Source organism: Micromonospora halophytica (assembly GCF_900090245.1).
Taxonomy (GTDB): Bacteria; Actinomycetota; Actinomycetes; order Mycobacteriales; family Micromonosporaceae; genus Micromonospora; species Micromonospora halophytica.
Genome location: NZ_FMDN01000016.1, coordinates 21,099 through 43,886, shown reverse-complemented (window position 1 = coordinate 43,886; position 22,788 = coordinate 21,099). Strand labels below are relative to the sequence as shown.

General features: G+C 73.1%; 22 protein-coding genes. 10 read left to right on the top strand and 12 right to left on the bottom strand.

Annotation, left to right across the window (positions count from 1 at the left end; translation table 11 throughout):
* Window positions 1-9: 9 nt before the first annotated feature.
* Window positions 10-1,854: a potassium channel family protein gene (locus GA0070560_RS19620; RefSeq protein WP_091299800.1), complete on the bottom strand. Its 1,845-nt coding sequence runs from the start codon at window positions 1,852-1,854 to the stop codon at window positions 10-12.
* An 87-nt stretch (window positions 1,855-1,941) separates the two neighbouring features.
* On the opposite strand from GA0070560_RS19620, the gene GA0070560_RS19615 reads away from it, so the two are divergent.
* Window positions 1,942-2,433, top strand: coding sequence for an MSMEG_6728 family protein (locus GA0070560_RS19615; protein WP_091299797.1), 492 nt, complete (start codon window positions 1,942-1,944; stop codon window positions 2,431-2,433).
* A gap of 39 nt (window positions 2,434-2,472) precedes the next feature.
* Window positions 2,473-4,002: an FAD-dependent oxidoreductase gene (locus tag GA0070560_RS19610; protein ID WP_091299793.1), complete on the top strand. Its 1,530-nt coding sequence runs from the start codon at window positions 2,473-2,475 to the stop codon at window positions 4,000-4,002.
* 123 nt (window positions 4,003-4,125) lie between these two features.
* On the opposite strand, the gene adhE is transcribed toward GA0070560_RS19610, so the two are convergent.
* Window positions 4,126-6,714 carry a bifunctional acetaldehyde-CoA/alcohol dehydrogenase gene (adhE, locus tag GA0070560_RS19605; RefSeq protein ID WP_091299790.1) on the bottom strand — a complete coding sequence of 863 codons (2,589 nt, stop codon included), beginning with the start codon at window positions 6,712-6,714 and terminating at the stop codon, window positions 4,126-4,128.
* Window positions 6,715-7,102: 388 nt separating this feature from the next.
* Here adhE and GA0070560_RS19600 point away from each other — a divergent pair, with 388 nt between their 5' ends.
* Window positions 7,103-7,546 carry an HNH endonuclease gene (locus tag GA0070560_RS19600; protein ID WP_091299786.1) on the top strand — a complete coding sequence of 148 codons (444 nt, stop codon included), beginning with the start codon at window positions 7,103-7,105 and terminating at the stop codon, window positions 7,544-7,546.
* 229 nt (window positions 7,547-7,775) lie between these two features.
* Here GA0070560_RS19600 and GA0070560_RS19595 read toward each other — a convergent pair whose 3' ends face one another.
* Entirely contained in the window at window positions 7,776-8,387 is a 612-nt protein-coding gene (locus tag GA0070560_RS19595; protein ID WP_091299782.1) for a TetR/AcrR family transcriptional regulator C-terminal domain-containing protein, read from the bottom strand.
* 68 nt (window positions 8,388-8,455) lie between these two features.
* On the opposite strand from GA0070560_RS19595, the gene GA0070560_RS19590 reads away from it, so the two are divergent.
* Window positions 8,456-9,049 (top strand): peroxiredoxin-like family protein, encoded by a 594-nt coding sequence (locus GA0070560_RS19590; RefSeq protein ID WP_170839490.1) that lies wholly within the window; start codon window positions 8,456-8,458, stop codon window positions 9,047-9,049.
* 281 nt (window positions 9,050-9,330) lie between these two features.
* Here the strand turns inward: GA0070560_RS19590 and GA0070560_RS19585 are convergent, their stop codons facing one another.
* Together GA0070560_RS19585 and GA0070560_RS19580 are read right to left on the bottom strand one after the other, a co-directional pair.
* Window positions 9,331-10,104, bottom strand: coding sequence for an enoyl-CoA hydratase/isomerase family protein (locus tag GA0070560_RS19585; protein WP_091300103.1), 774 nt, complete (start codon window positions 10,102-10,104; stop codon window positions 9,331-9,333).
* Window positions 10,105-10,216: 112 nt separating this feature from the next.
* A complete protein-coding gene (locus GA0070560_RS19580) occupies window positions 10,217-12,607 on the bottom strand; it encodes a M4 family metallopeptidase (RefSeq protein ID WP_091299778.1) in 2,391 nt (796 codons plus the stop codon).
* Window positions 12,608-12,815: 208 nt separating this feature from the next.
* Here GA0070560_RS19580 and GA0070560_RS19575 point away from each other — a divergent pair, with 208 nt between their 5' ends.
* From GA0070560_RS19575 to GA0070560_RS19560, 4 genes are all read left to right on the top strand, one after another.
* Window positions 12,816-13,301: a protealysin inhibitor emfourin gene (locus GA0070560_RS19575; RefSeq protein ID WP_091299774.1), complete on the top strand. Its 486-nt coding sequence runs from the start codon at window positions 12,816-12,818 to the stop codon at window positions 13,299-13,301.
* A gap of 122 nt (window positions 13,302-13,423) precedes the next feature.
* Window positions 13,424-15,013 (top strand): succinic semialdehyde dehydrogenase, encoded by a 1,590-nt coding sequence (locus tag GA0070560_RS19570; RefSeq protein ID WP_091299770.1) that lies wholly within the window; start codon window positions 13,424-13,426, stop codon window positions 15,011-15,013.
* Complete coding sequence (locus tag GA0070560_RS19565) at window positions 15,010-15,606, top strand: TetR/AcrR family transcriptional regulator (protein WP_091299766.1); 597 nt, start codon at window positions 15,010-15,012, stop codon at window positions 15,604-15,606. The genes GA0070560_RS19570 and GA0070560_RS19565 overlap by 4 nt, the downstream gene beginning before the upstream one ends.
* A 50-nt stretch (window positions 15,607-15,656) precedes the next feature.
* On the top strand, window positions 15,657-16,250 hold the full coding sequence (locus tag GA0070560_RS19560; RefSeq protein WP_091299763.1) for a hypothetical protein: 594 nt from the start codon (window positions 15,657-15,659) through the stop codon (window positions 16,248-16,250).
* A gap of 33 nt (window positions 16,251-16,283) precedes the next feature.
* Here the strand turns inward: GA0070560_RS19560 and GA0070560_RS19555 are convergent, their stop codons facing one another.
* The 7 genes from GA0070560_RS19555 to GA0070560_RS19525 all read right to left on the bottom strand — a co-directional run bounded on the left by GA0070560_RS19555 (window position 16,284) and on the right by GA0070560_RS19525 (window position 20,997).
* Window positions 16,284-16,703 (bottom strand): ASCH domain-containing protein, encoded by a 420-nt coding sequence (locus GA0070560_RS19555; protein ID WP_091300101.1) that lies wholly within the window; start codon window positions 16,701-16,703, stop codon window positions 16,284-16,286.
* A 29-nt stretch (window positions 16,704-16,732) separates the two neighbouring features.
* Window positions 16,733-17,347 (bottom strand): histidine phosphatase family protein, encoded by a 615-nt coding sequence (locus GA0070560_RS19550; protein ID WP_091299760.1) that lies wholly within the window; start codon window positions 17,345-17,347, stop codon window positions 16,733-16,735.
* A gap of 63 nt (window positions 17,348-17,410) precedes the next feature.
* Entirely contained in the window at window positions 17,411-18,052 is a 642-nt protein-coding gene (locus GA0070560_RS19545; RefSeq protein ID WP_091299756.1) for a DUF998 domain-containing protein, read from the bottom strand.
* Window positions 18,053-18,062: 10 nt separating this feature from the next.
* Entirely contained in the window at window positions 18,063-18,482 is a 420-nt protein-coding gene (locus GA0070560_RS19540; RefSeq protein WP_091299752.1) for a VOC family protein, read from the bottom strand.
* A gap of 35 nt (window positions 18,483-18,517) precedes the next feature.
* Entirely contained in the window at window positions 18,518-18,919 is a 402-nt protein-coding gene (locus tag GA0070560_RS19535; protein ID WP_091299748.1) for a helix-turn-helix domain-containing protein, read from the bottom strand.
* Window positions 18,916-19,794, bottom strand: coding sequence for a sigma-70 family RNA polymerase sigma factor (locus GA0070560_RS19530; protein ID WP_091299745.1), 879 nt, complete (start codon window positions 19,792-19,794; stop codon window positions 18,916-18,918). Before GA0070560_RS19530 ends, GA0070560_RS19535 begins: the two co-directional genes overlap by 4 nt.
* Window positions 19,795-20,025: 231 nt before the next feature.
* The gene (locus GA0070560_RS19525) at window positions 20,026-20,997 is read right to left on the bottom strand and encodes a LuxR C-terminal-related transcriptional regulator (RefSeq protein WP_091299742.1); all 972 of its coding nucleotides are present in this window, start codon (window positions 20,995-20,997) and stop codon (window positions 20,026-20,028) included.
* 432 nt (window positions 20,998-21,429) lie between these two features.
* Here GA0070560_RS19525 and GA0070560_RS19520 point away from each other — a divergent pair, with 432 nt between their 5' ends.
* Together GA0070560_RS19520 and GA0070560_RS19515 are read left to right on the top strand one after the other, a co-directional pair.
* Window positions 21,430-21,690 carry a hypothetical protein gene (locus tag GA0070560_RS19520; protein ID WP_091299739.1) on the top strand — a complete coding sequence of 87 codons (261 nt, stop codon included), beginning with the start codon at window positions 21,430-21,432 and terminating at the stop codon, window positions 21,688-21,690.
* A gap of 105 nt (window positions 21,691-21,795) precedes the next feature.
* Window positions 21,796-22,788 (top strand): FG-GAP repeat domain-containing protein (locus GA0070560_RS19515; protein ID WP_091299735.1); only part of this gene is annotated, 993 nt, incomplete at its 3' end.

The following is a 22,788-nucleotide window of genomic DNA, read 5'->3' as shown; positions in this document are numbered from 1 at the left end:
AGCGGCCGCTCAGTCCTCGGGTGGGCGGGGCACCGGGGCACCGGCCGGGCCGGCGGCCGGACCCCGGCCCCGGGCCGGGGTCCGGGCACCGGTCGGCGTCGACGTCGGGCCCGGCGGCGGGACCGGGGTGGTCTCGCGGAGCAGGGCGCTCAGCCCGGCCCGGCGGGCCACCACGGTCAACCGGTCCCCCGCCGAGATCACCATCCGCGGGTCGGCCTTCCAGTCGGTCCGCTGCCCGGCCGGGGTGTGGGCGAGCAGGCGCACCTCCCCGGGGCGGGCGACGGTGGAGAGGGGGCGGCCGTCCAGCGGCGCGCCGGCCACCACCGGCACCTCCACCACCAGCAGCGCGTGCCGGCCGACCGGGATGGTGGCGATCACCGCCCGGTCCAGCAGCGCGGCGGCGAACGCCGGTGCGGCCAGGTACGACACGCTGCGCGAGACACCGATGTCGAACGCCTTCTGGATCCGCTCGGCGAAGTCGCCGTCGAAGAGGCGCAGCACCATCCGCAGCTCGGGGTTGAGCGCCCGGGCGTTCAGTGCGGCGCGCAGGTTCGCCCCGTCGTCGGTGGAGACCACCACCAGCGCCTGGCAGTGCTCGACGGAGGCGGACCGCAGCGTCTCCTCGCGGGCGGCGTCACCGACGATCAACGGCACGCCCAGCCGCCGGGCCAGCGACGCCCCGCGCGCCTCGGCGCTCCGGTCGATCGCGACCACCTCGACGCCGAAATCACGCAGCTGCGCCATCACCCGGGTGCCGATGTTGCCCAGCCCGACCACCACGACGTGCCCGGTGCGGTCCGGCTGGATCTTGCCGGTGTGCAGGGCCAGCCGGGCGTTGACGATGCCGTCGACGACCACGGCGGTGATCAGCGGGATCAGCGCCAGCCCGGCGAGGTTGAGCACCACCTGCATGATCTGCGCGGCGGCCGGCTTGGTGACGTCCGGGTCCTGGCCGCTGAGCGTGGTCACCAGGGTCAGGTAGAGCGCCTCGGTCCAGCTCACGTCGGTGGCGCGGGCATTGAGCCAGCCGAGCCCGGCGATGACCGCGAGCAGCACGATCACCGCGATCCCGATCTTGCGGGTGGCGAAGCTGCGGACGGCCCGGAGCAGCACCGCCAGGGGTTGCCGCCGCCGCCGGGCCCGGACCAGCCGGCGGGCGGCCAGCTCGGTGCCGGCCGGCTGGCCGGTCGCCTCGGCGAGCACCACGTCGGCCGCCTGCTCGTCGGCGGGGAGCACCCGGACCAGGTCCGGGTCGGTGGTCACGGCCAGCCCGCAGACGACGTCCTTCGGGCGTACGTCGTCGCGCTCGGCGACGTACAGGGTGCGGCCGGCGTGCCGGAAGTGGGTCGGGGCGACCTCGCCGAGCGCGGCGGCCACGAACGCCGGGGCGGCCATCGAGGCGTCGGAGAGCACCGCCGAGTCGGGAAAGAACTCGCGCAGGCCGTTGGCGAGGCTGGTGTTGAACATCCGGACCACCAGCCGCAGCCGCGGCTCGACCTCCTGGGCGCAGAGCGCGGCGTGCATGTTGCCGACGTCGTCCTGGTGCAGCAGGGCGAGCCCGGCCGCCCCGGCCAGGCCGGCCCGGCGGAAGGTCGCCTCGTCCAGCCGGTCGGCCCGGACGACCTGCACGCCGTCCAGCTCGCGGCCGTCCGGCCCGTCGCCCCGGCGGCGCTCGGGGACGATCAGCGTGATCCGGACCCGGCCGGCGGCCAGCTCCGGGACGAGCAGGGCCCGCGCCACCCAGTACGACAGCGGGTCGTGCCCGCAGATCACGTAGTGCGGGCGGTCGTCGTTGCCGCGCCACAGCCGGAGCCCGGCGGGACGGCGCATGCGCTCGTTCTGGAGCTCCGCCATGACCGGATCGTAGTCAGCCGGTCGCACCGGGCGCAGCCCCGTGGATCATGGAGGCATGTCGGGCCCGGCGGCGGGTAGAGCAGGCACATGCAGACGTTCCTCCCGTACCCGGACTTCCTGGCGAGCGCCCGGACGCTGGACCAGAGGCGGCTGGGCAAGCAGCGGGTGGAGACGATCCAGGTGCTGCGCGGGCTGACCCGCCCGGACTACGGCTGGCGCAACCACCCGGCGGTGAAGATGTGGGCCGGCTACGAGGAGGCGCTCACCCGGTACGGGCTGGACGTGTGCGCCGTCTGGTGCGAACCGGGCCGGGCGGACACCTGCGCCGCCACCATGGTCACCGACCTGGCCGCCGCCTGCGGCCTGACCACCGTACGCACCCAGGGCGAGCTGGCCTCCGCCGGTGAGCTGCCGCCCTGGCTGGGCCGCGAGGACCTGCACCGCAGCCACCGCTCGTCGCTGCTGCGCAAGGACCCCGGACACTACGGTCCGCAGTTCGGCGACGTCCCGCCCGACCTGGAGTACGTCTGGCCCGCCTCGGACCGCGAGCGGCGCTGTCTGCCGCCGTCGGACGGCTGAGCGGGCAGACTGGAGGTTCGCTCGGGCGGGAAGGTGCACATGGCGCTGTCGCAGGTGGTGGGTCGGCTCATCGGCGTACGGGAGCGGATGGTGGACCCGGGCGGTGGGGGCGCCCCCCGCGTGCCGCGACCGGTCGCGGCCGTGGTGGTCGGCGGCGGGATCGCCGGCATGTCGGCGGCGGTGGTCCTCGCCGAGCGCGGGGTGGACGTGACCGTGCTGGAGGCCGCGCCGACCCTGGGCGGCCGGCTCGGCGCCTGGCCGGAGGCCCTGGCCGACGGCACGCAGATGAACGAGCACGGCTTCCACGCGTTCTTCCGGCAGTACTACAACTGGCGGTCGATCCTGCGCCGGGTCGACCCGCGCCTGGGCTTCCTCAGACCGGTCCCCGGCTACCCGGTCCTGAGCGAGCGGTGGCCCACCGAGGAGTTCGGCCGGCTGCCCCCGGCACCGCCGATGAACCTGCTCGCGCTGCTGGCCCGCAGCCCCAGCGTGCGCCTGGCGGACCTACGCGCAATGGACCGGGACGCCGCGCTGCCGCTGCTCACCTACGATCCGGCCCGCACCTACGCCGAGTTCGACGACACCACCGCCGACGAGCTGCTCAGCTCGCTGAAGCTGCCGGACCGGGCCCGGGCGATGCTCTTCGAGGTCTTCTCGCACTCGTTCTTCAACCACGAGGCGGAGATGTCGGCCGCCGAGATGATCGCCCAGTTCCACTTCTACCTGCTCGGCAACCCGGAAGGGCTGGCCTTCGACTGCCCGGACGAGGACTACGCGACGGCGATCTGGCAGCCGCTGACCCGGTACGTGGAGAAGCACGGCGGCCGGGTGGTCACCGGGGTCGCCGCGACCCGGCTGGACCGGGGGCCCGATGGCTGGCGGGTCACCGCCGCCGACGGCACGTCGTACCGCGCCGGGCAGGTGGTGCTCGCCGTCGACCCGCCCGCGCTCGCCGCGCTGGTCGCGGCCTCCCCCGGCCTGATCGCGGCGGCGCCACGGCTGGTGGCGCGGATGCCCGCGTTCGGTCAGGCCGGTCCGCCGTACGCGGTGGCGCGCTACTGGATGGACGGGGACGTGCGCGCCGACCGGGCGGTGTTCAGCGGGGTGTCCCGCCAGCCCACCCTCGACTCGGTGACGCTCTACCACCGGCTGGAGGACGAGTCCCGCCGCTGGGCGCAGCGCACCGGCGGCTCGGTGGTCGAACTGCACGCGTACGCCTGCGACGAGGGCGTGCCCGCCGACGAGCTGGCCGAGCGGATGCGGCTGGAGCTGTGCCGGCTCTGGCCGGAGGCGGCCGACCTGCGGGTACGCGAGCTGCGGGCCCGGGTGGAGGCGCAGGCGCCGGCCTTCACCCCCGGCAGCCACGCCGGCCGCCCCGGGGTACGCACCGACGCCGACGGCCTCTTCCTGGCCGGGGACGGCATCCGCACCGACTTCCCCAGCGCGCTGATGGAACGCTCGGCGGCAACCGGGATCATCGCCGCCAACCACATCCTGCGGACCGCCGGGGCCCGCGCCGAGCCGGTCCGCTCGGTCCGGCCGCGCGGCCTGCTCGCCTGGCGGCGCTGAGCCAGCTCGGGACCGCCTGGCGCCGACCCGACCGGCCTGCCCGGGGGACGTACCGGGCAGGCCGATCGGTGGGGGCATGGTGGCCCGCCCGTCCCCAGGTCGGGCGGGCCACCATGCCCGGTCTCAGCGGCTCACCCCGTCCCAGCGGGCGCCGTGGTACGCGGCCCGCATCAGCTGCTGCATGTCGTCGAGCATCGGCATCCGCGGGTTGGCCGGCGCGCACTGATCGGAGTACGCGTTGAGCGCCTGCTGCGGCAGCGCCGCCTCGAACGCCGCCTCGTCCACCCCGATCGCGGCGAAGGACGGCTCGATGCCGACCGCGGCGCGCAGCCGCTCCACCGCGTCCGCCAGCGCCGCCACGCCCTGTTCCGGCGTCGCGGCGGGCAGGTCGAGCAGCTTGGCGATCTCGGCGAACCGCTCCGGCGCCCGGTAGCTCTCGTACTTGGGCCAGCCGGAGAGCTTCGACGGGACGCTGCCGTTGTAGCGGATCACGTGCGGCAGCAGCACCGCGTTGGTCCGCCCGTGGGCGATGTGGAAGGTCGCGCCGAGGGTGTGCGACATGGCGTGCACGATACCGAGGAAGGCGCTGCCGAACGCCATGCCGGCGATGGTGCCGGCGTTGTGCATCCGCTCCCGCGCCTCGCTGTCGGCGTCGGCCACCGAGCGTTCCAGGTTGGCGAAGATGAGCCGGATGGCGTGCAGCGCCAGCCCGTCGGTGAAGTCGTTCGCGTACACCGACACGTACGCCTCGATGGCGTGGGTGAGCGCGTCGAAGCCGCTGTCGGCGGCGATGGCGCGGGGCAGGCTGGCGGTCAGCACCGGGTCGACGATCGCCACGCTGGGGGTGAGCGCGTAGTCGGCCAGCGGGTACTTCTTGCCGGTCCGGTGGTCGGTGATCACCGCGAACGGGGTGACCTCCGCGCCGGTGCCCGAGGTGGTCGGGACGCAGACCAGCCGGGCCCGCTCACCCAGGGTGGGGAAGGCGAAGGCGCGCTTGCGGATGTCGAAGAACTTCTCCCGCATGTCCTCGAAGACCACGTCCGGGTGCTCGTAGCGCAGCCACATCACCTTGGCGGCGTCCATCGCCGAGCCGCCGCCGAGGGCGATGATGGTGTCCGGCTGGAAGGAACGCATCAGCTCCGCGCCCCGGTCGACGGTCGCCACGCTGGGCTCCGGCTCGACGTCGTCGATGATCTGGAGGGCGACCTTCCCCTCCCGCCGTTGCAGCACCCGGTTGACCCGGTCGACGAAGCCCAGCCGGGTCATCGTCGCGTCGGTGACCACGGTGACCCGGTGCACGTCCGGCATCTCCGCCAGGTAGCGGATCGCGTTCGGCTCGAAGTAGATCTTCGAAGGGACCTTGAACCACTGCATGTTGTTGCTCCGCCGGCCGATCCGCTTGATGTTGATCAGGTTGACCGCCGAGACGTTGTCGGAGACCGAGTTGTGGCCGTAGCTGCCGCAGCCGAGGGTCAGCGACGGCAGGAAGGCGTTGTACATGTCGCCGATGCCGCCCTGCGAGGCCGGCGAGTTCCAGATGATCCGGACCGCCTTGACCCGCTGCCCGAACTCCTCCACCAGCGCCTCGTCCTCGGTGTGGATGACCGCGCTGTGCCCGAGCCCGTGGAACTCGACCATCTGCTCGGCGTACCGCAGGCCCTGCTCGCGGGTGCCGGCGCGCAGCAGCGCCAGGACCGGGCAGAGCTTCTCCCGGGTCAGCGGCTCGTCCGGGCCGACCCCGTCGACCTCGACCAGGATCACCGAGGTACGCGGCGGCACGGTGATCCCGGCGTGTTCGGCGATCCACTCGGCGGTCCGCCCGACCACCTCCGGGTTGAGCTTCCCGGCGGGGAAGAGCAGCGCCTCCAGCCTGCGCTTGTCCTCGGCCGTGGCGAGGTACGCGTGCAGCCGCCGGAACTCGTCCAGCGCCGCGTCGTACACGGCGTCGTCGACGATCGCCGCCTGCTCGGAGGCGCAGATCATGCCGTTGTCGAACGACTTGGAGAGCACGATGTCGTTGACCGCGCGCTTGAGCTTGGCGCTCGCCTCCACGTACGCCGGCACGTTGCCGGCGCCCACGCCGAGCGCCGGCTTCCCCGCCGAGTACGCCGCGCGGACCATGCTGTTGCCGCCGGTGGCGAGGATCGTCGCGACGCCCGGGTGGTGCATCAGCGCGCTGGTCGCCTCGACCGAGGGTTCCTCGATCCACTGCACGCAGTGGGTGGGGGCGCCGGCGGCGACGGCCGCGTCCCGGACCGTGCGGGCCGCCTCGACACTGCACCGCTGCGCGGACGGGTGGAAGGCGAAGACGATCGGGTTGCGGGTCTTCAACGCGAGCAGCGCCTTGAAGATCGTGGTCGAGGTGGGGTTGGTGACGGGGGTGATGCCGGCGACGACGCCGACCGGGTCGGCGATCTCGACGATGCCGTTGATCTCGTCGCGGCTGATCACGCCGACCGTGCGGGTCGTCGCCATGCTGTGCGTGACGTGCTCGCAGGCGAAGATGTTCTTCACCGCCTTGTCCTCGAACACGCCCCGGCCGGTCTCCTCGACGGCCAGTTGGGCGAGCGCGGCGTGCCGGTCGAGCGCGGCCACGGACGCCTTGCGGACGATGTGGTCGATCTGCTCCTGGTCGAACCGGTCGTAGTCGGCCAGGGCCTTCAGGCCGTCGGCGACCAGTGCGTCGATCCTGGCGGTGAGTTCGGTCGACATGCTTCACCTCGGCGGTTGCGGCGTCAGGGGCATCTTCAGCATCGGCCCGCCACGGCCCGAGCGGTGGTGCGCAAGGACCCGTTCCACGGTGGCCGAAGGTCCCGTCGCGACGAGAGCGGATCGAAATGCGTTGCTCCCCGTTCGGGCGCCGACCTACCGTGATCGCGCAAGGTCGACCAGTCAGTCGGGAGCAAGCCATGTCGTTGTCGCACGGGACGTGCGCGTGGTGGACGCTGCCCGCCGACGGTCGCCGAGCCGAAGGTCCCCGGGACGGGAGCCCCGACTGTCGCGCGTGACGAGCACGCCGGCCAGCCGCCCGTCCCACGCCGGACCGGGCGGCTTTTCGCTGTCCGGCCCGGTCCGCCGCCGATCGTGAAGGGAGAGCCCGGTGGACGCCGTCCTCGTCATCAACGCCGACCTCGGCCCGCTGCACCGGGTCACCGTCCAGCACGCGATCCGGATGCTCTGCCGCCGGGTCGCCGAGATCCACGAGGCCGAGCCGGACCAGGTGATCGGGATCTTCCCGGTCCCCCGGGTGGTCCGCCTGGTCCGGTACGTCGTCACCCGCTGGCGGTTCAGCGCCGGGCCGGCCTGGTCCCGGGCCGGCGTGCTGCGGCGCGACGGCCGGTGCTGCGCGTACTGCGGCGGCCCGGCCGGCACGATCGACCACATCCTGCCCCGCTCGCGCGGCGGCCGGAACTCCTGGAGGAACACCACCGCCGCCTGCTACGCCTGCAACCAGCGCAAGGGCGACCGTACGCCGGCCGAGGCGGGCATGCCGCTGCGGCGCGAGCCGGTCGTGCCGAGCTGGGCGTCGCTCGCCGCGCGGTGACGGGCCGGCCGGCGGGCACAGGGGGCCGTGTCGGGGGTACGCCCCGGCGCGGCGCCCGCCGGTCCCCGCCCGCACGGGCAACGCTCGAGGCCGTCGCTCGTGGAGGGTCGTCACCACGCGAGGCTGGCGGCGTTGATCAACTCCATCCCGGCGAGGTGGCGGTATCGGGCGCACGGCGGTCCCGCCACCTCGGCGCAACGGAGTGGATGGTCGGGCGGTCAGCCGTCACCTAGGTGGCCAGCCCGCGCAGCAGGATCTCCAGCCCGCCGTCGAACTCGGCGTCCGGGTCCACCCGGCGGGCGTCGGCGGCGGTGGCCGCCAGGTGCGGGAACTCCGCCGGGGACAGCGCGGCCATGGCGGTGGTGCCGCCGCCCGAGAGCGGCCCGAGGTGTTCGAGCTGGATCGCGCCGACGGTGTACGCGAGCAGCGCGCGCAGCGCGACCGCCCGGCGGGTGCCGTCGAGACCCGCCTCGGCGAGGACGGCGAGCAGGCTCTCGGTCCAGCGCAGCACGGTCGGTGAGCGGTGCCGGTGCACCGGCAGCAGCGGCACCACGGCCGGGTGACAGCCGATCACGACCCGCATCCGCCGGACCAGGACGGCGACCCGTTCCCGCCAGTCGCCGTCCACCGGGGCCGTGGTGTCGACGTCCGCCAGCGCCTGCTCCACGACGAGGGCCTCCAGTTCGTCGCGGTCGGCGACGTACCGGTAGAGGCACATGGCGGTGGCGTTCAGCTCCTTGGCGACGCCGCGCATGGTGAGCGCGGACAGCCCGCCCTGGTCGATGACGGCGAGCGCGGCCGAGGCGATCTGGATCGGGTTGAGGGAGCGGGGACGAGGCATGGTCTTGACAGCTTACAACGTACGCCTACCCTGTAGGAGTACGTTGTACACCTACGACGGGAGGCCCCGTGCCCCGCCATGTCACCCCCGGCTCGACCCTGACCGGCCGGCACCTCACCCCGGTCGTCGGCGCGCCGGTCGCCGTGCCCGCCCCCGACCGACTGATCCACCTGCAGTTCCGGCGCTTCGCCGGCTGTCCGGTGTGCAACCTGCACCTGCGCTCGATCGTCCGCCGGCACGCCGAGATCGAGGCGGCCGGCGTCCGCGAGGTGGTGGTCTTCCACTCCCCCGCCGACGAGCTGCGCGAGCACACCGACGACCTGCCGTTCGCTGTCGTCGCCGACCCGGACAAGCGGCTCTACCGCGAGTTCGGCGTCGAGTCGTCCCGCTGGTCGCTGCTCTCCCCGCGCGCCTGGCTGCCCATCCTGCGCGGGGTGGCGCGCAGCTCGTGGGCCCTGCTGCGGGGCCGGGAACGCCCACCGTCGACGACGCCGCACGGCGGGCGCCTCGGGCTCCCCGCCGACTTCCTCATCGCACCCGACGGTCGCGTGCTCGCCGTGAGGTACGGCGAGCACGCCTACGACCAGTGGTCCGTGGAGGAGCTGCTGGAACTGGCCGGCCGGTCCGCCGGCCGGACCCGCGCCGGGTCGGCGACGGCCTGACCCCGCCGGTCAGCGGTCGGTCTCCCGCACCCTCGGCACCGGTCGACCGTTGGCGCAGCTGGCGGTGACATCGCTCGCGTGAGCGGCGGAGCCGAACACGACGTGGACCTGCCGGGCGGGACCCGGCCGGTGATCCTCGATCCGGTACCCGACGGCCGGCGTGGTGGCGACCGGCTCCGCCACCTGACCCTCGCAGACGACCCGGACGGCGCCGCCGCGCCTGCGCCGGGACGCCGGACGGCTCCGCGGGGGCGGCTCGGCGGTGTCGTCGGGCTCCCGGGTCAGTGCCGGTCGGACGGCGACCAGGTGAAGTTCGGGGGCCGGCGCTCGTGGTGGGCCGCGACGCCCTCGCGGGCCTCGCCGCTGTCCCGCACCTTCCGGTGCCACCAGGCGATCCGGGCCGGCCCGGCCCGGTCGTCCACGATCTCCTTCGCCGCGGCGACGCTGAGCTGCGAGCGCTGGGCGATGGCGGCGGTGATCGCGTCCACCCGGTCGGTGAGCCCGTCGACCGGCAGCACCTCGTCCACCAGGCCGACCCGCAGCGCGCGCTCGGCGTCGACCAGCTCGGCGGTGAAGAGCAGGAACTTCGCGGTGGACGGCCCCACCAGCCGGGTCAACCGCCGGGTGGTCGGGGCCGGGTAGACCAGGCCGAGCCGGGCCGGCGGCACGCCGAACCGGGCGTCCTGCGCGGCGATCCGCAGGTCACAGGCGACCGCGAGCTGGCAACCGCCACCGACGCAGGCGCCCTGCACGGCGGCCACGGTCGGCTTGGCGAACGCGGCCAGCCGCTCCTCGGCGGCAACCGCGATGCTGTGGTCACCCGCGTCGAGCAGCTCGTCCAGGTCGCCGAGGTCGGCGCCGGCGCAGAAGGTGCCCCCCGCGCCGGTGAGCACCAGGGCCCGCACCGCCGGGTCGGCCTCCAGCCCGTCGAGCAGCACCGGGAGCCGGCGCCACATCCCGGGCGTCATCGCGTTGCGCCGCGCCGGGTTGTGGATCGTCACCGTCGCCACCGCGCCGGTCACCTCGACGGTCAGCTCCGCGTCCGACACCGCCACCACCCCTTCCGCACCGGCCGGCCCGTGCCGGGTCCGCCTCCGGCGACCATAACGGCGCGGGCCCGACGGCCACCCGCGAGGGTGGCCGCCGGGCCCGCCGACGGTGGTCAGGTCAGGAGACGTTGACCGCGGTGTCGTCGACCACGAAGGACGTCTGGAGCGAGGAGTCCTCGACGCCGGTGAACTTCAGGGTGACGGTCTGGCCCTTGTACGCGGCCAGCGAGAAGGACTTCTGCGAGTACCCGGCGGCCTCGTTCAGGTTCGAGTAGGTCGCCAGGGTGGCCAGCACCGTCCCGGAGGAGTTGAGCACCTGCACCCGCAGCGTGTCGTACGCGGTGCCGGTGGTGGTCTCCGCCGAGTCGATGTGCAGCCAGAAGCTGAAGTTGTACGACGTGCAGCCGGCCGGCAGGCTCACCGACTGGGAGAGCGTGTCGGTGTGGCTGCGGCCGTAGCCGTCCATCCAGGCGTTACGGGTGCCGGTACGGGCCGGCTGCCCGGTGAACGAGCCGATGACGCCCGAGGTCGAGACCCACGGGGTGGTGCCGGACTCGAAGCCCGGGTTGCCGAGCTTCTGGCCCGGGCTGGTGCAGCCACCGCCGGTGCCGTTCACGGTCAGCGTGTACGTCGCCGTCCGGGTCACCGTGCCGGCACCGGTGACGGTCACCGTGTAGGTGCCCGGCGGGGTGCTGGCCGAGGTGGCGATGGTGAGGGTGGACGAGCCGCCCGCGGTCACCGTCGACGGGTTGAACGAGGCGGTCGCGCCGGTCGGCAGGCCGGACGCCGACAGCGCCACGCTCTGCGCGTTGCCGCTGGTGACGGCGGTACCGACGGTGGTGCTGACCGAGTTGCCCGGGTTGACCGCACCGGAGGTCGGCGAGAGCGACACGGAGAAGTCGTTGCCGGTGGAGCAGGGCGCGTCGTTGCCGGAGACGGCCACCGCGGTCCACGCCGCCTGCACGGCCCTGTACTCCGTGGAGCAGCTGCCGTAGAGGTCGGTCGCCGCGCGCAGCGTGTAGGCCCGCGCGGTGTTCGACGGGGTGGTGTTGTTGACGTACGAGGTGTTCGACGTGAAGTAGACGTCCAGGGCGCGGAACCAGATCTTCTCGGCCTTGGCGCGACCGATGCCGGTGACCGCCGGGGCGGACCCGCAGATCGGCGAGGTGCCGTACGGGGTGGCCCCGGTGCCCTCGGCGAGGTTGAAGTAGAAGTGGTTCGCCACGCCGGACGAGTAGTGCACGTTCTTGTTCTTGGTGCTGGTGGTCCAGCAGCTGTCGGACGAGCCGTCCAGCGACGGGTTGTACATGTAGCGCAGCGGCGTGCCGTCACCGTTGATGTTGATCTTCTCGCCGACCTGGTAGTCACCCGGGTCGGCGGTGGTGTTGGCGTAGAACTCGACCATGTTGCCGAAGATGTCGCTGGTGGCCTCGTTCAGGCCGCCGGACTCGCCGGAGTAGGTCAGACCGCCGGGCACGACGTTGTCGGTGACGCCGTGGCTCATCTCGTGGCCGGCCACGTCGAGCGAGACCAGCGGCCGCGAGTTGCCGGAGCCGTCGCCGTACGTCATCCGGGAACCGTCCCAGAAGGCGTTGACGTAGTTGTTGCCGTAGTGCACCCGGCTGGGCACGCCCCGGCCGTCGCCGAAGATGCCGTTACGGCCGTGCACGTTCTTGAAGTAGTCGAACGTCTTCGCGGCGCCGAAGTGCGCGTCGACGGCGGCGGACTGCCGGTTGGAGGTGGTGCCGTTGCCCCAGCTGTTGTCCGCGTCGGTGAAGGTGGTGCAGGTCGACGTGCCGTTGTTCATGTCGCAGGTCGAGCCGTTGCCACGCGCCGGGTCGACCATCGAGTAGGTGCTGCCGGAGAGCGTCGTGTCGATGGTGACGGTGCCGGAGTAGACGCTGCTGCCGGTGCCGGCGACCATCTCGATCTCGTCGTACGAGCCGATGACCTTGCCGGTGACCGCGTCGGTGATGACGTGGAACCGGGACGGGGTCTGGCCGTCGGTGTGCCAGCCGGTGAGCACCGTCTCGTAGGCGAGGCGGCCCGTGCCGGAGCTGGCGTCGACGAAGAGCTCGGGGCTGCCGACGCTTTCCAGCTTGCCCTCGAACTGCTTCTTGGCGGTCGCCTTCACCGCGGCAACCGTCACCTTGGGGGCGGTGGCGAGGGTGAGCGGGGCGGCCAGGCCGACCGACGTGCCGGCGTAGGCGCCGTTGGGCGCCGTGTGGATGACGAAGTCACCGCCGTGGACGCGGAGGCCCTTGTAGCTGCGGATGTAGCGGGTGTGCGCCGCGCCGTTTCCGTCCACCTTCGTGCGGACCGCCTGGTACGACTCTCCGCTGGTGCCCTGGACGGCGCCAGGGTTGCTGCGGAGCAGGCTTTCGGCACGAGCTGCGGGTGCGGTGTCCGGGGCCGGGGCGGTGGGGGCCGCCTGCGCTGCGGTGGCGACGCAGGTCAGCATGCCGCTGGTGAGCAGCATTGCGCTGACGGCGGCGAGGGGTCTTCTCACGTGCCCTCCTGACAAGGGAAAGTTGTGACGGGGGTAGTCACGCATGTAGATATAGCGATACATCCGAGAAAGGGGAAGAGGGAGAGCGCTTACCGACCTCGACACTGACCGAACGGTGGAGGGCAACCTGGTGAGGGAACCGGGCGGCGACGGCGCACGTCCGAACGGCATGAGATCACCCGCCCTGGCCATTGTCAAGATCGTAACTGTGGCCGGCCTACTGACCGGCTGCTCAGCGACCGAGCCCGGTCCACCTGCCCCGACCCCCACCGGACCCACCGGCGCGCCGGGCAGCTCCACCCCGGACGCCACCGCGCCCGGCACCGCCACCCCGGACGGGACGGCGACCGGCACGACGGACTCCCGCATCGTGGTGACCCGCTCCGGCGGCATCGCCGGGCGCAGCGACACCGTGACCGTCGAGCCGGACGGCCGATGGAGGGCCACCGAGCGGGGCGACGCCACCCGTAGCGGCCAACTCTCCCCCGCCGACCTCGACCGGCTGCGCGCGCTGGCGCGTACCGCGACCACGGGCGGCACCCGAGGCACTCCCGACGCCCGCTGCGCGGACGCCTTCACCTACCGACTCACCGTCCCCACGGGGAGCGTGGAGTGGACCGACTGCCCCAGCGGTCCGCAGCCGCCGCCCGCAGCCGCCGCGATGGCCCAACTGCTCTTCCAGACCACCGGCTGAGCACCTACCCGCCGGCCGCCCCGGCGAGCAGGGCCCGCCGCGCCACCCACACCTCCCGCCACCCAACCGCCGCCGCCCGCACAGCGCTGCAACGCGACGTTGCGTTGCACTAGGGTGGGGGGATGGAAGCTTCCGCCGTGACCGGTAATCCCGCCGTGGGCGGGCGGCCTCCTGCGCTGCCGCCGGCGGCCGGCGAGTTGGCGGCCCAGGTGCGGGGCAGCGGAGCGTCGTTCACCGCCCGGTCGCCGTTGACCGACGCCGCGACGGTGGTCGTACCGTCGAGTGGACCGGCCGACGTGGCGGCCGCGTTCGCCGACGCCGCCGAGGCGCAGCGGGCCTGGGCGGCCCTGCCGGTGGCCCGCCGCGCCGCCGTGCTGCTGCGGTTGCACGACCTCGTGCTCGACCGGCAGGACGAAGGGCTGGACCTGGTCCAGCTCGAATCGGGCAAGGCCCGCCGCCACGCCGTCGAGGAGGTCCTCGACGTGGCGATCAACGCCCGCCACTACGCCCGCACCGCCGGCCGGCTGCTGCGCCCCCGCCGCCGGGCCGGCGCGCTACCGGTGCTCACCCGGACCAGCGAGCTGCGCTTCCCGCTCGGCGTGGTCGGGGTGATCTCCCCCTGGAACTACCCGGTCTCACTGGCCGTCGCCGAGGTGCTGCCGGCCCTGATGGCGGGGAACGCGGTGGTGCACCGGCCCGACCCGGCCAGCATGCTCACCGCCCTCTGGGCCCGGGACCTGGCCCTCCGCGCCGGGTTGCCGCCCGCGTTGTGGCAGGTCGTCGCCGGTGAGGGCGCCGACGTCGGGCCGCTGGTCGTCGAGCACGCCGACATGGTCTGCTTCACCGGCTCCACCCGGGTCGGCCGCGAGGTCGCCGCCCAGGCCGCCCGCCGCCTCGTGCCCACCTCGCTCGAACTGGGCGGGAAGAACCCGCTGGTGGTCCTCGACGACGCCGACCTGGACCGGGCGGTGGAGGTGGCGATCCGGGCCTGCTTCGCCAGCGCCGGACAGCTCTGCGTCTCGATCGAGCGGGTCTACGTCGCCGACCGGCTGCACGACGATTTCCTGCGCCGGTTCGTGGCGCGTACCGCCACGCTGCGGCTGGGCATCGGCGGCGACTTCGACGCCGACCTGGGCTCACTGGCCTCCGCACGGCAGCTCGACACGGTCACCGCGCACGTCGCGGACGCCGTCGAGTGCGGGGCCACCCTGCACACGGGAGGCCGGCACCGCCCCGACATCGGGCCGTACGTCTTCGAACCGGCGGTGCTCACCGGCGTCACCCCCGGCATGCGGATGTATGCGGAGGAGACCTTCGGGCCGGTGGTGGCGGTGTACCGCTTCGGCACCGACGACGAGGCGGTGGCCCTGGCCAACGACACCGCGTACGGCCTGAACGCCAGCGTGGTCAGCGGCTCCGGGGCGCGCGGCGAGGCGGTCGCCGCGCGGATCGAGGCGGGTGGCGTGAACGTCAACGACGGCTACTCCGCCGTCTGGGGCAGCATCGACGCCCCGATGGGCGGCTGGAAGGACTCCGGGCTGGGCGGCCGGCACGGCGCGGACGGGCTGCTCCGGTTCACCCGGGTCAAGACCGTCGCCCGGCAGCGTGGGCTCGACCTCGCTCCGGCGTACCACCGGCCGGGCGCGCAGACCGCGGCCTGGACCCGCCGGATGAGCACCGCGCTGCGCCTGCTGCGGCGCACCGGCCGATGACCGCCGCCGGCCCGCCCCCGGGGGACACCGGCGGGCGAGCGACGCGCGGGCCGCGCGGTGCGGCGGCCATCCACGCCGCCGTGCTCGACCTGCTGTCCACCGAGGGGTACGCCGGGCTGACCATCGAGGGGGTGGCCCGGCGCTCCGGCGTCAACAAGACCACCCTGTACCGCTGGTGGCCGTCGAAGCCGGCGCTGGTGGCGGCGACGTTCCGGTACGCCGTGGCCCGGGAACTGCCGGTGCCGGACACCGGCTCGCTCCGCGGCGACCTGCTGGCCCTGCTCCGGTCGAAGGCGGCGTTCCTCGGCGAGGGGCCGGGCCGGCTCGCCTCCGACGTGCTCGCGCACACCGGCGCCGACCCGGAGCTGGCCCGGCTCGCCGACGAACTGCTCGGCCAGCACAGTCTGCACGTCGCCGAGATCACCGGCCGGGCCCGCGCCCGGGGCGAGCTGACCGGCACCGTCGACGACCTCCTGCTGGCGGACCTGCTGCTCGGGCCGGTCTGGCTGCGAGCCGTGGTGACCCACCGTCCGCTGTCGACGGCCGACGCGGAGGCGCTGGTCGACACGCTGCTCACCGGACTCGACGGCTGAACGTCACCTCCGCCGGGTAACGTACCGCTGCGATGCCGTCGAGGAGCACCATGGCGAAGAGACGTCCCAGCGGCGCGGGGCGGCCCGCCGCCCTGTTCAGCACCCTGGTGACAGCCGGCGTGGTCGTGCTGGCCCTGGGCTGCGCCCCGGTGGGCGGCGAGCGTACGGCGACTCCCCCGGCAGCGGCTCCCCGGACGCTGACCCTGCCGGAGACGGTGCTGGGGATGCCGCGCTCCACCAGCCCGGAGCTGATCCGGTTCTCCCGGTCGCCCCTGGACCGGTTGCGGGCAGAGGTGACCGACCCGACCAGCACCGTCGACGGGGCGTACGCGTGGCGGCGGCGCAACGAGGACGCGGTCGTGGTCACCGGTGTCTCGGGCACGGTGACCGACCCGCAGGGGGCGCTGACCCGGGTGCTCAGCCCGTACCCGGTGAAGACGTTCCGGACCGTGGAGTACGGCCGCTTCGCCGGCGAGGCCCGGTGCGGCCGGGGCCGCACCGAGGACAGGGGCTACCTGACGGTCTGCGGCTGGGCCGACCCGCAGACCGCCGGGGTCGTCGCCTTCGTCTCGTCCCGCAAGCAGCTGGAACTCAACACCGAGTTCTACGGCATCCGCGACACGTTGGACGGCACCGCCGGCTGAGCCCGGGCGCGCCGACCCACCCTGCGGGGTGGGTCAGAGGCGTTCGACCACCCGGAAGCGTTCCAGCACCGCAGGGGTGTCGTCGTGCACGGTGAACTCCGGGTCGCCCAGCCAGCCCCGGTAGTCCGGACCGTGCCAGTACTGCTCGTGCCCGGCCCGCCAGGCGGCCACCGAGTCGTACCCCTCGCCCTCGTCGCGAGCGTGGTCGAGGTCGACGTCGCCGAGCCGGACCACCCGCACCCCGGTCACCTCGATCACGGCGACCGGACGGTCGGCCGAGTCGACCACCACCGCGCGGGCCCCGACCACCTCCAGCGGCTCACCGTCGCGCTCGTAGTCCTGGAGCAGACCGGTGGTGGAGGTCTTGGTGCCGGCGAGCACCGCCGCCACCAACTGGTCACGCAGCGGGCCGGGGAAGGCGAACTCGAACCGGGGCAGGTCGGGTGACGTCACCGGCCGACGGTAGCCGGATCCGTCGCCGGTCACATCCGGTAATCGGCGGGCAGGCCGGTGCCCCGCAGCTCCGGCGGCAGGTGGGCGACGTCGTTGAAGGCGATCAGGCTGGGCGGCCCCGCCGAGCTGTAGCGGATCACCGTCAACCCGGCGTTGTGGGGGTTGAGCCCGAGCCAGCGCCGCTCCGGCGCGCCCAACGCGTGCCGGACCAGCCAGGCGATCAGGAAGGCGTGCGTGACGACCAGTTCGCGCACGTCACCGTCGGTCGGGGCGGTGGCGAACCGGGCCACGGCCGCCGCCGTCACCCGCGGCCCGTCGACCCGTTCGGCCGCCGAACAGCCGGCCAGCAGCTTCGCGTACGACGGTGGCAGGCCGGCCGGGTCGGTGTCGTGCGGGAGATGGTCGCCGGCCAGCTCGGACGCGTACACCGGGATGTCGGGCAGCGACTCGGCGACCAGCTCGGCGGTCTGCGTGGTCCGGCGCAGCGGGCCGTGGTGGACGGCGCGCAACGGCAGGTCGCGCAGCCGCTCGCCGAGCAGGGTCGCCTGGCGGCGGCCCCGCGCGGAGAGCCCCACCTCCGGCGACTCGACCTCGGCGTGCTCCTGCTCGCCGTGCCGGGCCAGGTAGAGCAGGCGGACGCCCATCGTCACCTCACATGATCGGGAGGCGCGATGCCAACCCGCGCCTCCCGATCGTGTCCGTTCCGCTCAGGGCCTGCGCAGCGCCCGGGCGAACGTGACGCAGACCCAGGCCCAGCCCACGGTCACCGCGAGGCCGAAGGCGACCATGGCCGTCGGGCCGGGCCGGACGATCAGCGCCACCCAGGCCACCGCGAAGAACGCCCCGACGGCCAGGCCGGCGACCGCCCGTGCCGGGGTGGCCCGACGGGCGGCCACCACCGTCGCCACGATCAGCGAGACGAAGGCGACCGCCGCCGCGAGGAAGTGCAGCCCGCCGTGCCAGCTGATCTCCCCCGGGCCGCGTGGCGTGCCGGCCGGGAACCCGTCGGCCGGATCGGCGCTGAAGACCCCCGCCGCCATCAGGCCGATCCCCCACAGCACGAGCAGCCGTGGCAGCCACCTCGAACCGGTCCGGTGACGCAGGGCGGACGCCGCCCCGACGCAGAGCGCCCCGGTGGCCAGGAAGGTGGCGACCTGGATCCAGCCCAGTTCCCCGGTGCTCAGCATGCTGACCGGGTGCCGGCGGAAGTCGAAGCCGTCCCGGGTGAGGCCCTGGACCAGCGCGGAGACGGCGAAGACCGGGCCGGCCAGGACGCCGCCGGCCAGCAGCGCCCGGTCCCGGCCCACGGCAGCCGGCCGTACGCCGGGAAGTACGATCGCGTCGGACATGGTCGCCTCCTCAGGCCCGGGGGAACATCTGGCCGATGCGGATCTTGTTGCCGAACGGGTCGCGGATGCCGAAGTCGATCCCGTACGACCGCTCGGTCGGCTCGTCGGTGATGTCCACGCCCTTGGCGACCAGGTCCTCGTACGTCTTGTACGCGTCGTCGGTGGTCATGAAGAGCGTGCCGCCCAGCGCGCCCTTGGTGAGCAGCTCCCGGACCTGCTCGGCGGTGGCCGGGTCCAGGGCCGGCGGGCCCGGCTTCTCCAGCAGGATCTCCCGCTCCGGGTCTCCGGGCAGGTTGACCGTCAGCCAGCGCATGAAGCCGAGGTCGGCGTCGGTGTTGACCTCCATGCCGAGCTTGCCGACGTAGAAGGCCAGCGCCTCGTCCTGGTCGAGCACGTATATCTGGGAGCGGGAGATCGCGTTCATCGTCATGCCGAAGACGCTAGAGATGCCCCCTGACCTGCTGCTTATCCAAAACTGCTTGGTCTGGTCCAGGCTTTGCCGAAGCAGCTCGGCACGCCCTGCACGGCGGTGCGGCCGCGCCGGAATCCGCTGGGCGACTCGCCGACGATCTGGCGGAACGTTCGGCTGAACGAGCCGAGGCTGTTGAAGCCGACCGCGAAGCAGATGTCGGTCACGTCGAGGTCGCTCTCCAGCAGCAGCGCCATGGCCCGCTCCACCCGACGCCGTTGCAGGTAGCGGTGGGGCGTCTCGCCGAAGGTGGCGCGGAAGGTCCGGATGAAGTGCGCCTCCGAGACCAGCGCGATCCGGGCCAGCGCGGGGATGTCCAGCGGCTCGGCGTACGACCGGTCCATCGCGTCCCGGGCCCGGAGCATGGCCCGGTTGGATTCCTCGACCGCCCGGCTCACCGCACCTCCACCTCCGCCTCCAGGTCGAGCGCCGCCAGCACCTCCGGGTCCGCCACCGTCTCCACGGCCAGGATCCGGTCGGTGACGACGAAGCTGAGCACGATGCGGACCCGCCCGCCGACGACCACCACGGCGCCGGGCGCCCCGTCGACGTACGCGGGCACCGCGCCCTGCGCCCGATCGTTGAAGAAGCCGGCGACGACCGTCGACCCCCGGACCTCGGCGGTGCCGCCCATCCGGACGGCGGCCGCGTCGGCGCGCATCACGACGTGCGGGTCGAGCAGCGTCACCAGATCGTCGAAGCGACCCTCCCGGGCGGCGGCGAGGAACGCCTCCACCACCCGCCGCTGGCGGGCCGGGTCCGTCTCCGGGCTCGCCTCGGCCTGCTGCACCCGGCGACGGGCGCGGCTGGCAATCTGCCGGACGGCGGCCGGGGTCCGGTCGACCACGCCTGCGATCTCGTCGAACGAGACAGCGAACATGTCGTGCAGCACGAACACGAAACGCTCGGTGGGGCCGAGGGTGTCCAGGACGAGCAGCAGCGCCCGGCCGACGGACTCGGTGCGCACCGCCTCCCGCTCGGGGTCGACCGTGTCGACGTCCGTGGCCTCGGGCTCGCCGCCGGTGTCGTCCCAGGGCTGCTCGGGGCGGGCCGCGCGGGACCGCAGCCGATCCAGGCAGACCCGGCCGACGGCGGTCGTCAGCCAGCCGGCCAGGTTGTCGATCTCGTCGGCGTCGGCACGGCTCAGCCGCAGCCAGGTGTCCTGGACGGCGTCCTCGGCCTCGGTGCGCGAGCCCAGCATCCGGTAGGCCACCGTCCACAGCCGAGCCCGGCGCTCCTCGAACCGCCGCGCCAACTGGTCGACATCGCTCATGGTCCCCCGCCCCGAGCCTGGTGTGACCGCCGTCATGTCTGTCGCGCTCCCGCCGGCCCACCCCTTGCTCGACCGGGACCCACGGACTGGCGGACGGACGCCGGCCAGACTAACAAGCGGAGGTCTGCCCGGATGGCCCGCGAACTGCGTGTGGCGCGCTTCGTCGCCGGCTGCCGGACGCCCGTTCGACAGCGACCGCCCCCCGGCTGGGCCCGACCGGCTGCCCGATCCTCACACCCAACGGCGGTCGGCCGCCCGTACGCCGGCCTGGAACCGACTCGTGGCGCCGAGGCGCTCGGTCAGGGACGTCATCATGCGCTGCACGCTGCGAAGGGAGACGGCCAGCTTGCGGGCCGCCGACTCGTCGGTGTGCCCGGCCGAGAGCAGCCGCAGCAGCTCGCGTTCCTGAGGCGTGAGCCCCTGTTCGTCGGCCGCCGCCTGTTCACCGAACGGCGTGGCACTGAGCCATACCTGCTCGAACAGCGCGATCAGGCCGGCGACGACCCCGGGGCTGCGCAGCTCCAACGCTCCCTGCCGCGGGTTGCCCGGATCGAGGGGAACGAGCGCGGTCGCCCTGTCCACGATGACCATCCGCATCGGCAGGGTCGGTGTGGTGCGGGACTGGCCGCCCAGTCTCGTCATCCACCGCGCGTGTGCCAGCGTGCCGGGATCGTTACGCAAGCTCTCCTGGTACACGTTCCTGATGCGGACGCCGCGCTGCAACGCCTGCTGGTTGAGCGGTGCCTCCGCCTCCATCGTGTCCGGGCTCTGCGCGGCGCCCGTGGTGAACGACAGGCATTCACTGCGGGCGGCGTGGGCGAGCTCGACGAGCCGGTCCCGGACGCTGTCGACCCCGTCGAGCACTCGGCCTTCCGTCACCTGGTGGCACTCGTCGTGGGCGGTCGCGATGGCGGCGATCGCGGCCCGGGTCTCCTCCACCTGCCGTTGCCGGACGGCGACCTCCGCCTCCACCCTGGCCAGGAGTGCCGTCAACCCGGCCTGCGGTCGTACCGCCCGGGCCTGGTCGCCCTGCGGAGCCAGCCGGACCAGGGCGAGGTCGGCCAGCACGTCAAGCGCCTCGCTGACCTGGTCCCGTGGGACACCCAGGTGCTCGGCCAGGCCGGCGACGTTCAGGTCGGGACGTTGCAGCATGGCTCGGTAGATCGTCTCGTGCTGCGCGGACAGCCCCAGCAGATCGAACACAGCCCCTCCCCCGAGTAGGACCATCGCTGAGTATTCTGCCGCTCACCGATCGTTCTCGTGGTCCCGTCGGCGCCTGGCGTGGCCCCGCCGGGCGGGCTCACGCCAGGCCGGAACTGCTGACAAGGCCAACCTGGCCCGCGATGCTTTCTTCAGCGGCGCGACGGACACGGACCCCGCAATCCACACCACCAGCGGCACGAACATCACCACGGGGGAAAAGATCGAAATGTGGGCATTTATCCATAGCAATCGACTGGCTGCGATCGCCGCCCTCGTTCTCGGGCTCGCGATCGCCCTGACTGCCGGAGAGGGCGCACCGACCACCCTCGCCGAGGGATTCGGCTGGGGCAACTCCGCCTCGGACGGGCCGGCGGCCCAGATCGTGGCCGACGGATTCGGCTGGGGGGCAGCAACTCCGCCCGGGCGGCCCTGATGGTCGCCGCGCACGTTCACATCGCCCCACTCACCCCGACCTGCGCCCTGGACGAGTCGGGACTGCGAGACCTGATCTACGCCCAGGCGACGCCGGCCGCCGCCGTGGAGCACATCCGGATCCGCGCCGGCCCGCACGGTGCCGACATTCTGGCGTTCATCGACAGCGACGACCCGAAGGAGGCCGCCGACACCCTGCACCACCTCGTCGAGAAGGTGATCGCCAACACTCCACTGCTGCGGCCCTGGCGGATCATCTGACCCAATAGCTCCACAAATGTGAATGGCTCGTCGAATCGCCGCCGACGGTGGCGCGACGGCCGGAACGAACCTGCCCGACAACACGCCGACCTGAAAGGAACAACCATGAAAAGCACTGCGATCCGGCGCCTGACCAGCCTGGCGCTCGGGGCGGCCCTCGCCGCCGGCGTCGGCCTCACCGGTGGAGTCGCCACCGTGGTCACGAGCGCCCCGGAGGCGGCCTTCGCCGCATCCACCGTGGGTGGGCAGATAACCCCGACGGAAGTGCTCAGCCGTGCCAAATTCTGGTACGACAACCGCGGCAGCATCCCGTACAACCAGGGGGGCTACTACCCCGACCAGGACGGCAGGAACTACCGCACCGACTGCTCCGGGTTCGTCTCGATGGCCTGGCACCTCTCGACGTCGAAGACCACCCACAACATGTACACGGTGTCGAGGCAGATCAGTAAGAACGACCTCCAGCCGGGCGACGTGCTGAACATCGCCAGCCGACACGTCATCCTCTTCAAGCGCTGGATCGACAAGTCGACGGGCACCTTCGAGTACTACGCCTTCGGCTCGACCCCGGTGAAGATGGCGACGGAGACCCTCACCGGAGGCTCCGACGGACGGATCGACTCGCACCCGGCCAGCGACTACGTCGCACGCCGGTACAACAACATCAGCACCAGCAGCGAGCCTCCCACCAAGGACCCCGGGGTCGCCGACGTCACCGGCGACGGGTACCACGACCTGGTGGCCCGCAAGACCGACGGCACCCTGTGGCTGTACTCGAACAACATCGAGCGCGACAACGGCGTCCCGTACTCGGACTCCCGCCAGATCGGCAGCGGCTGGAGCAGTTCCGATCGGATCGTCAACGCCGATGTCACCGGCGACGGCTTCACCGACGTGCTGCTCGTCAAGCCCGACGGGACGATGATCCTGTACTCGAACAACATCGTCCGGGACGACGGCGCCCCCTACAGCAGCCCCGCCTCCCGGCAGGTCGGCAGCGGGTGGAACAACTTCGACCGGATCGTCGGAGCGGACGTCACCGGCGACGGCTACACCGACCTGGTCGCCCGCAAGACCGACGGCACCCTCTGGCTGTAC

Bases quoted from the DNA above. Each gene is read 5' to 3' on its own strand.
- GA0070560_RS19620 (WP_091299800.1), bottom strand. From the start codon at position 1,854: ATGGCGGAGCTCCAGAACGAGCGCATGCGCCGTCCCGCCGGGCTCCGG.
- GA0070560_RS19615 (WP_091299797.1), top strand. From the start codon at position 1,942: ATGCAGACGTTCCTCCCGTACCCGGACTTCCTGGCGAGCGCCCGGACG.
- GA0070560_RS19610 (WP_091299793.1), top strand. From the start codon at position 2,473: ATGGCGCTGTCGCAGGTGGTGGGTCGGCTCATCGGCGTACGGGAGCGG.
- adhE (WP_091299790.1), bottom strand. From the start codon at position 6,714: ATGTCGACCGAACTCACCGCCAGGATCGACGCACTGGTCGCCGACGGC.
- GA0070560_RS19595 (WP_091299782.1), bottom strand. From the start codon at position 8,387: ATGCCTCGTCCCCGCTCCCTCAACCCGATCCAGATCGCCTCGGCCGCG.
- GA0070560_RS19570 (WP_091299770.1), top strand. From the start codon at position 13,424: ATGGAAGCTTCCGCCGTGACCGGTAATCCCGCCGTGGGCGGGCGGCCT.
- GA0070560_RS19565 (WP_091299766.1), top strand. From the start codon at position 15,010: ATGACCGCCGCCGGCCCGCCCCCGGGGGACACCGGCGGGCGAGCGACG.
- GA0070560_RS19560 (WP_091299763.1), top strand. From the start codon at position 15,657: ATGGCGAAGAGACGTCCCAGCGGCGCGGGGCGGCCCGCCGCCCTGTTC.
- GA0070560_RS19550 (WP_091299760.1), bottom strand. From the start codon at position 17,347: ATGGGCGTCCGCCTGCTCTACCTGGCCCGGCACGGCGAGCAGGAGCAC.
- GA0070560_RS19545 (WP_091299756.1), bottom strand. From the start codon at position 18,052: ATGTCCGACGCGATCGTACTTCCCGGCGTACGGCCGGCTGCCGTGGGC.
- GA0070560_RS19540 (WP_091299752.1), bottom strand. From the start codon at position 18,482: ATGACGATGAACGCGATCTCCCGCTCCCAGATATACGTGCTCGACCAG.
- GA0070560_RS19530 (WP_091299745.1), bottom strand. From the start codon at position 19,794: ATGAGCGATGTCGACCAGTTGGCGCGGCGGTTCGAGGAGCGCCGGGCT.
- GA0070560_RS19520 (WP_091299739.1), top strand. From the start codon at position 21,430: ATGGTCGCCGCGCACGTTCACATCGCCCCACTCACCCCGACCTGCGCC.